The sequence below is a fragment of the Rhodovulum visakhapatnamense genome, assembly GCF_004365965.1.
Lineage (GTDB): Bacteria > Pseudomonadota > Alphaproteobacteria > Rhodobacterales > Rhodobacteraceae > Rhodovulum > Rhodovulum visakhapatnamense.
The window spans coordinates 72,027-79,028 of sequence record NZ_SOEB01000021.1 but is presented as its reverse complement, the minus strand read 5'-3'; the positions used below and the strand labels follow the sequence as shown (position 1 = coordinate 79,028).

9 protein-coding genes are annotated in these 7,002 nt (G+C 65.1%); 3 read left to right on the top strand and 6 right to left on the bottom strand.

The features are described 5' to 3' along the window. The 6 genes from EV657_RS16470 to fliF form a co-directional block, all read right to left on the bottom strand. On the bottom strand, positions 1-908 hold a 908-nt coding region (locus EV657_RS16470; protein WP_134078918.1), incomplete at its 3' end, for a HAMP domain-containing protein. 26 nt (positions 909-934) lie between these two features. Next, positions 935-1,513, bottom strand: a complete 579-nt coding sequence (locus EV657_RS16465; RefSeq protein WP_075784586.1) for a hypothetical protein — start codon at positions 1,511-1,513, stop codon at positions 935-937. A 456-nt stretch (positions 1,514-1,969) separates the two neighbouring features. Continuing rightward, entirely contained in the window at positions 1,970-2,707 is a 738-nt protein-coding gene (gene fliP, locus EV657_RS16460; RefSeq protein ID WP_075784585.1) for a flagellar type III secretion system pore protein FliP, read from the bottom strand. A gap of 5 nt (positions 2,708-2,712) precedes the next feature. After that, positions 2,713-3,006 carry a FliM/FliN family flagellar motor switch protein gene (locus EV657_RS16455; RefSeq protein ID WP_075784584.1) on the bottom strand — a complete coding sequence of 98 codons (294 nt, stop codon included), beginning with the start codon at positions 3,004-3,006 and terminating at the stop codon, positions 2,713-2,715. Beyond that, positions 2,999-3,604 carry a FliH/SctL family protein gene (locus EV657_RS16450; protein ID WP_113670913.1) on the bottom strand — a complete coding sequence of 202 codons (606 nt, stop codon included), beginning with the start codon at positions 3,602-3,604 and terminating at the stop codon, positions 2,999-3,001. Before EV657_RS16450 ends, EV657_RS16455 begins: the two co-directional genes overlap by 8 nt. Next, positions 3,604-5,298, bottom strand: a complete 1,695-nt coding sequence (gene fliF, locus EV657_RS16445) for a flagellar basal-body MS-ring/collar protein FliF (protein ID WP_341800936.1) — start codon at positions 5,296-5,298, stop codon at positions 3,604-3,606. The genes EV657_RS16450 and fliF overlap by 1 nt, the downstream gene beginning before the upstream one ends. A 78-nt stretch (positions 5,299-5,376) precedes the next feature. Between fliF and EV657_RS16440 the strand changes: the two genes are divergently transcribed. Genes EV657_RS16440 through EV657_RS16430 form a run of 3 tightly spaced genes read left to right on the top strand, consistent with a single transcriptional unit; the run spans position 5,377 to position 6,972 of the window. After that, complete coding sequence (locus EV657_RS16440; protein ID WP_075784581.1) at positions 5,377-5,886, top strand: flagellar basal body-associated FliL family protein; 510 nt, start codon at positions 5,377-5,379, stop codon at positions 5,884-5,886. A 10-nt stretch (positions 5,887-5,896) separates the two neighbouring features. Then, positions 5,897-6,358 carry a hypothetical protein gene (locus EV657_RS22305; protein WP_075784580.1) on the top strand — a complete coding sequence of 154 codons (462 nt, stop codon included), beginning with the start codon at positions 5,897-5,899 and terminating at the stop codon, positions 6,356-6,358. Next, the gene (locus tag EV657_RS16430) at positions 6,355-6,972 is read left to right on the top strand and encodes a MotE family protein (protein ID WP_113670914.1); all 618 of its coding nucleotides are present in this window, start codon (positions 6,355-6,357) and stop codon (positions 6,970-6,972) included. The genes EV657_RS22305 and EV657_RS16430 overlap by 4 nt, the downstream gene beginning before the upstream one ends. The last annotated feature ends 30 nt before the right edge of the window (positions 6,973-7,002 follow it).

Below are 7,002 nucleotides of genomic sequence, written 5' to 3'. Positions count from 1 at the left end.
AAATCGCTCCGCAAACGCTCGTAATCCTCCGCGAACCGTTCATCGATCCGACTCGTCAGATCGCCGCCAGAAAGCGCCTGAAGCGCGCTGGCAAGGCCTTCGACTGCCTGCGCCTGGTCCGTCCGCGCCGCCTCGCGCCGCATCTCGGCGGCTCTCATCTGACTGAGGTCGCCACGCAGGCTTTCGAGGCTGCGGGCAAGTTCGCCAAGCTCGTCAGCACGGTCCGTCATGGGAATTGCATTGTCGAAATCGCCGCGCGCCAAGCTCCCCATCGACGCACAGAGTGCACTTAGGGGACGGCCCAGCATACGGCGCAACAACACTGCGGCCGCAAAAAGCAACCCCACAAACAGCACCATCGTCACGATCATGCCAGGCACAGCATTCCGAAAAACGGCCGTCACCGCACCTTGCGCAGTCCAGACGGCTCCTACCGCTCCGACAATTGCCTGATTAGGCCCGAACTTGACCGGAACGACCTGGGCGAGCGTTCCTCTTTGGAAGACAGTTTCCCCAGAGGAGATCGCCTGAAGAGCCATTTCCTGCAACTCGGCAGCGGCTCCAGGATCCCCCGTGCCGACCCGGGCGATGCTTTCGGCGTCGGCGTTCCAGACAGCGACCGACACCGCTTTATCGCCAGCGCGCTGAAGCTGACCGTTCAGGTCCTCTTCGATGGCTGCACTGTTCTTGAAACGCAAATGCGGGCCAAGATTTGCTGCGCTGCCGACAAGCACCGATTGCAGCTCTTCGCCAAGCGCATCGCCTACGATATCCAGCGCACTTCGCGTGGCGAACGTAGCCAGGAGGATCGCAACGACACATGTCGTCGCCGCGATCAATCCGGAGATTCGGATCAGAATCGAGCGCCCTGGAAGGGACGCCGGGGCGGCAGAAACTCCGTTCGGCATGGGCGCCACTCCTTTTTCCGGTTCGATCAGAACAGAGCCGCGCCGTCGACGGCGACGGTCATCGCGCCGATCGGCGCCCCGCTGTCCGGGTCGACAAGGGTGAAGGAGACCTGCGCCTGATAGCGCTGGGTGGACTCATCAAGTTCGATCTCGCCGAAATGGACGGCATCGGGCCCCACCGAATAGGTCATGGAATACTTGTCCTCGTCACCCTGCCAGTAATCCGAGGTCACGCCCGATGTCGCAACGTTGAGTCCGCGCGCATCCATCACGATCACTTCCGTCACCTTGCCGTTCGAGGCATCCACCTGGCCGCGCAGGAACTCGGCCGCTGCATTTCCGGTAACCGACGAGATCAGGTCCGAAGAGCCACTGTCGAGTTGCGCCCGCCAGGCCGCGTCGAGTTCGTCGATCTTTTCCTGCGAATAGCCGCCGGTGATGGCATTCTGAGCCTCGACCGCCTCAATCACGATCGGCGCTGCGGCCCAGGGCCGGATCGCGCTTTCGAGAAAGGCCGCCATCGCGGCATCGCCATCGGACGCAGGGGCGGGGGCCGCGAACAGCAGGCCGGCAAGGAGCGGGAAAGTGAAGGCTGTGCGGATCATGGTATTCCTTTCGCTTCGGACGCGGCCGGGACCGTCCCGGTCGCTTAAGAAATACGCGAAAAGACCCAACGGCAGCTTAATCGCGACATGTCGACACATCTTGCTATGGCGTTCTCAAATCGGTCGGACAGACTGGCCCCGCAGCGCCCGGGTCGTCTTCAAGTCATTGTTATGGAGCGCCTAACCGGCCGGTACGTCGCGGAGTCGGCGGCCAAGCCCGAGAACGCCTCCGGGCCGCAGGTGAACGTCGGGTCTCATTTGATCGCCCAGCCGATGGCACAACGGGAACGAGCTCGGGACTGATTCGAAGCCCGGCCAGACACGAAGGGTCGGCATTTTCACGTAGGGTCAAGGGATGGCGGGCAAACTTGGAGTTGCGACAAAGCCGAACGGCCCGCTTGCGAGGAAGCGGGCCGAAGCAGAGATGAAACGTCTGGAGGAGGGAAGACGCCCGGCTCAGCCGCCCGGGAAATACCCGCGCACCAGGGCCTCTGAAATCAGGCTCCAGCCATCGGCCACAACGAAGAAGGCCAGCTTGAACGGCATTGCCACAACCGCAGGCGGTACCATCATCATCCCCATCGACATCAGGATTGCGGCCACCACGAGGTCGATGATCAGGAATGGAAGAAATACCAGGAACCCGATCTCGAACGCCCTTTGGATCTCGCTGAGCATGAAGGAGGGCACAAGAAGCGACAGGGGCGCATCCGCGATCGCCGCAGTGGGATCGGCCTGCGGCCGAAGCGACAGAAGCCGCTCGTAGGTGTCGACATCGGCGCGGCCGGCCATGAAGGTTCGGAACGGATCGAGGATACGCGGGATCGCATCGTCAATTGGCAAGGTCTCGTTCATCATCGGCACCACACCCGCCTGCCAGGCCTGGGTGAAAGTCGGCTCCATCACGAAATAGGTCAGGAACATCGCCAGGCTGACGATCAGCATGTTGGGCGGCGATTGCTGCAATCCGATGGCCTGGCGCAACAGCGACAGGACCGTGACTATGAACGGAAAGCAGGTGAGCATGATGGCCAGACCGGGCGCCAGACTGAGCACGGTCACCAGCAGGATCATCTGGACCCCGCGCCCGGCCAGCGACCCGCCCTCGCCGAGCGAGATCGAGATTTCCTGCGCCTGGGCCGGCACGGCCAGGGCAAGCAGGATAAGAGCGGCCGGCAGCAGGCGCTTGAGCATGTCGGTCAGGCCCCCGAGACGGTGTCGATGATTTCCGTCAGGCGCACGGCGATCTGCCCCGCCTGGGCGCCTTCGACTTCCTGCAACTCTCCGCGGGCAATCAGCCGGTCGCCGATATAAAGCTCGACCGGATCGTCAATCCGGCGGTCGAGCGGCAGCACTCCGCCACGGTCGATCTGCAACAGATCGCGCAGCAGCGGACGGGCCTTGCCGACCGAGACGGTGATCTCGATCGGAACCTGATCGAGAAACTTGGCACCGAGGCCTTCGCCCGGCGCTTCGGAAGATATGTCAGCCATGGCGGCGTGCCTCCTCTTCGGTGGTCATGAAGTCGTTCAGCGCGCTGCGGATCGCCGCCAGCATGCCGTCAATGTCGATTTCGCGTTCGCCCGCCCCGCCGCGCAGCAGCGCCTGTCCGGGCCCGAGGGTCGCATCGTCGACGATCTGAAGCGGCAGGCCGGGATCGGCCCCCGCAAGCTCTTCGAGCGCGTCGCGATTTTCCGGACAGACCCGAAGTTGAAGCGGCGTGTTGGCCTCGGCCTCGGCCAGTTCGAGTGCAATCTCGACGACCTTGCGGGCAAATCCCTGTCGCGCGAGATCGGGCAGGACACGGTCGACCATCGCGGACAGAAGCGGCTCGAGCGCCTCCATCACATGGGTGCGCGCCTCGTGATAGCTGAAGGAGAGCTCCTGCAGCGTCTTCTCGAAATCGGCACCGATCCGTGCGCGCGACTCGGCCTCGGCGGCGGTGGCATCGTCCCAGCCCGCCCGATAGCCCTCTTCGTAGGCGTCGAGCCGGACCTGCTGGGTGTCCTCGACCGGCGCCGGATCGGGCTCGCGCCCGGCCCGGGGCCTGGCGCCGTGGTTGGAGAAATCCTCCAGCAGCAACCGGGACATCACGCTTTCTCCTGCCGCTCTTCCATCCAGCCGCGCAGGATCGCAATGGACTCGTCACGGCGGCTTTCGATCAGATCGCGCAGACGGTCGACGGGGCTGCCGCCCCCGCCACCGAAGCCGTCCATGCCCAGAGGCTCGTCCGAGAAGTCCGACGGATCGATCGAGGCCATCGTCATCGCAGGCAGCCCGAGATCTCCCGGCAGCCCGCCAAGATCGTCCTGCGGACCGTCGGCCGGATCGATCTCGCCATTGAGCCAGGTCTGGTCGGCGCCACCGACCGGCGCGGGCAGTCCGGCAACCCCGGCCCTGCCATTGCTGGCCAGGATAGGACGGACGACAAAGAGGCCAAGGATCAACGCGACCACGGACAGCACGGCCAGCTGGATCAGCGTCAGCGGATCGAGCGTGAACTCGCCAAAGAGGCTGCTTTGCGGGCCGGTGCCGTCTTCCGCGAGCGGCTGGAAGGGCATCGACTTGATGGTCAGCGCGTCACCGCGCTGTTCGTCGAACCCGGCCGCCGAGGCGATTAGTTCGCGCAGCGACTCGAGATCGGCATCGGGCAGCGGCTGCCAGGTCTCGGTGCCGTCCGCAGCGGTCGAAGTCACGCCCTCGACCAGAACGGCGATGCTCAGGCGCCGGATCGCGCCCGGCGCACGCAGGATCTCGCGTTCGGTTTCGGAGACCTCGTAATTGACCACCTCCTGGGTCTCGGTTTCCTTGTGCTGAGACGACCGGTCCGTGGATCCGTCCCCGTTCGGCAGATTGCTGGCCACGGTGACTGAGCCGCCATTGGTGTCGCTGGAGGTGGATTGCCGCTCCTGGGTGTTCTGGCTGATCGCGACACGGCCCTCGGGATCGATGATCCGTTCGCGGATCGACTCGCGCTGGGTTTCGGTATCGACACTGACCTCGACGATGGACCGCCCCGGTCCGAGCCGCGCGGAAAGCAGACGCTCGAGCCGCCCCTTGAGGATCTCGGCACGGTCGTCGCCTGCAGCGGCGATACTCGATTCGTCGGCGACAACGGTTCCGGTAGTCCCGTCGATCACCGACACATCCTCGGGCCTCATCCCCGAAACGCTGGAGGCCACGAGATAGCGGATCGCCTTCGCCTGGGCTGCGGAAATCGACCCGCCGGCCGGGGTCACGGTGATCGCCGCCGAGGGCCGCACGTCGCGGGCGAAGGGGCGCGCGCTGGGCGTGGCGATATGCACGCGCGCCGTCCGGAACTGGGAATTGCCGGCGATAGTGCGCGCGAGTTCGCCTTCCTTGGCGCGCCAGTATGCGGCATCGAACATCTGCGAGGTCGTGCCGAAGCCCGACAGCCCGTCAAGCAGTTCATAGCCTGCCGATCCGTTGGCCGGCAGCCCGTCGCTGGCCAGTGTCATCCGCAGCGAGTCGCGCTGGCTGCTGTCCACATAGATGGCCGGCCCCCGCACCTCGTAGGCGACCCCCGTCTGGTCGAGCGCGCGGATCACGTCCCCTGCGGCCGAGGTGTCGAGCCCGGAATAAAGCAAGGCCATACGCGGCGATGTGGCGACGCGCGACAGCGCCAGTACGGCCGCGAACATGGCGACGGTGGCGATGACCACGACCAGCCTTCTGCGTGGGCTCAGCCCGGTCCAAACGGACAACAGCTGCTGCAACTGAGTTCTCCCATTCCGGGGGGGGCTTCTGCCCCGTTTCTGCCGCACATCCTTCGCAGGCCCGGCTTAACAATCGGTTAGCCCTCATCCGGCTATAGAGGGCGGGACACAGAAGGAGCCCAGGACATGGCTGCGACCGATATGGCCGAAGCGGAAGAACCCGCAAAATCTTCGAAGAAGCCCCTTATCATCGGGGTCGCGCTTGCCCTCATCCTGGGGGGCGGGGCTTTCTTTGCGTTGTATTCGGGCATGATTCTCGGGGGCGATGCCGGGGCCGATGCGGGACATGGCGGTGGCGGAAAAGAGGGCGCCCATGGGGCCGAATCGGCACCGCTCGACGTGGCGTTCGTTCCGATCGAACAGATGATCATCTCGCTCGGGCCCGACGCCCAGAGCCGTCACCTGCGCTTCGAAGCCCAGCTGGAAGTCGGGCCCGCCTATCAGCAGGAAGTGACGTTGCTGATGCCGCGCGTCCTCGACGTGCTGAACAGCTACCTGCGGGCGGTCGACATGGCCGAGCTCGAAGACCCGACCACGCTCATTACCCTCCGCGCGCAAATGCTGCGGCGGGTGCAGCTCGTCACCGGCGACGACCGGGTGCGCGATCTGCTTATCACCGAATTCGTGCTGAACTGAGGAGAATCCCATGGCGCTGATCTCGGACATCCTGCTCATTGCCGGGGCACTCGGAGCGACACTCTATTGCTATGTCCTGGCGAGACGACTGCGGCGTTTCAATGACCTCGAAAAGGGCATGGGCGGTGCGATTGCCGTCCTGTCGGCACAGGTCGACGACATGACCAAGGTGCTCAAGGGTGCCCAGTTCTCGGCGAAAAGTTCGACCGACAGTCTCGAAGGCCTGACCGGCCGTGCCGAAGATGTCGCGCGAAGGCTCGAACTTCTTGTGGCGGCAATGCATGACCTGCCCGAAGACGCCGTCCCCGACACCGCCCGAAAAGCCTCGCGGCCCGCGCCCGCCGCAGAAGCGCCGAGCCCGGCCGCTCCCCAGACGGCCGCACCGACCCCCGCCGCACCGGCTTCGTCCGAGACCGGCGACACCGAACCCACGGTCCTGTTCCGCCGCAACGTACGGGAGGCCGCTGAATGACGAAGTCCTCGCGATCGAAACGGGCCAGTGGCGCCGTTCTGCCGGTTGTCGCCGGACTGTTTCTGGCCTCCGGTCTGATCCGCTTCGGCGACGGCACCGCGCAGGCCCTGGCGCAGGAATTGCGGGGCATGGCGGAAGATGCCGCTGCCTCCGGCCAGGGCGGGACCGCAGACCATGCGTCCGCAGCCGACCCTTGCCCACCCCCCGCGGACATTGCGGATCTGCTGAACGCTCTTAAGACCCGCGCGGCCGAACTGGACGCGCGCGAAGCCGAGCTCGACGACCGGGCCGCGACGCTGGATATCGCAGGCGAAGAGATATCAAGGCAGATGGCATCGCTTCAGGCCGCCGAGGACTCGTTGAAATCGACCCTCGCGCTGGCCGATCAGGCGGCCGAGAACGACGTCGCGCGCCTGACCGCCGTCTACGAAAGCATGAAGCCCGAGGAGGCATCGGCGCTTTTCGCGCAGATGGACCCGGAATTCGCGGCAGGATTCCTCGGGCGCATGCGCCCCGATCTTGCTGCCGCGGTGATGTCCGGCCTCGATCCGAACGTCGCCTATTCGATCAGTGTGATCCTGGCGGGACGGAATGCCCGCGCCCCCAAAGAGTAACCACACCTTGTTAACTCGGGTCTGAGACTG

Excerpts from the sequence above, each read along its gene's own strand:
- EV657_RS16465 (WP_075784586.1), bottom strand. The coding sequence starts at position 1,513 with ATGATCCGCACAGCCTTCACTTTCCCGCTCCTTGCCGGCCTGCTGTTC.
- fliP (WP_075784585.1), bottom strand. The coding sequence starts at position 2,707 with ATGCTCAAGCGCCTGCTGCCGGCCGCTCTTATCCTGCTTGCCCTGGCC.
- EV657_RS16455 (WP_075784584.1), bottom strand. The coding sequence starts at position 3,006 with ATGGCTGACATATCTTCCGAAGCGCCGGGCGAAGGCCTCGGTGCCAAG.
- EV657_RS16450 (WP_113670913.1), bottom strand. The coding sequence starts at position 3,604 with ATGTCCCGGTTGCTGCTGGAGGATTTCTCCAACCACGGCGCCAGGCCC.
- EV657_RS16440 (WP_075784581.1), top strand. The coding sequence starts at position 5,377 with ATGGCTGCGACCGATATGGCCGAAGCGGAAGAACCCGCAAAATCTTCG.
- EV657_RS22305 (WP_075784580.1), top strand. The coding sequence starts at position 5,897 with ATGGCGCTGATCTCGGACATCCTGCTCATTGCCGGGGCACTCGGAGCG.
- EV657_RS16430 (WP_113670914.1), top strand. The coding sequence starts at position 6,355 with ATGACGAAGTCCTCGCGATCGAAACGGGCCAGTGGCGCCGTTCTGCCG.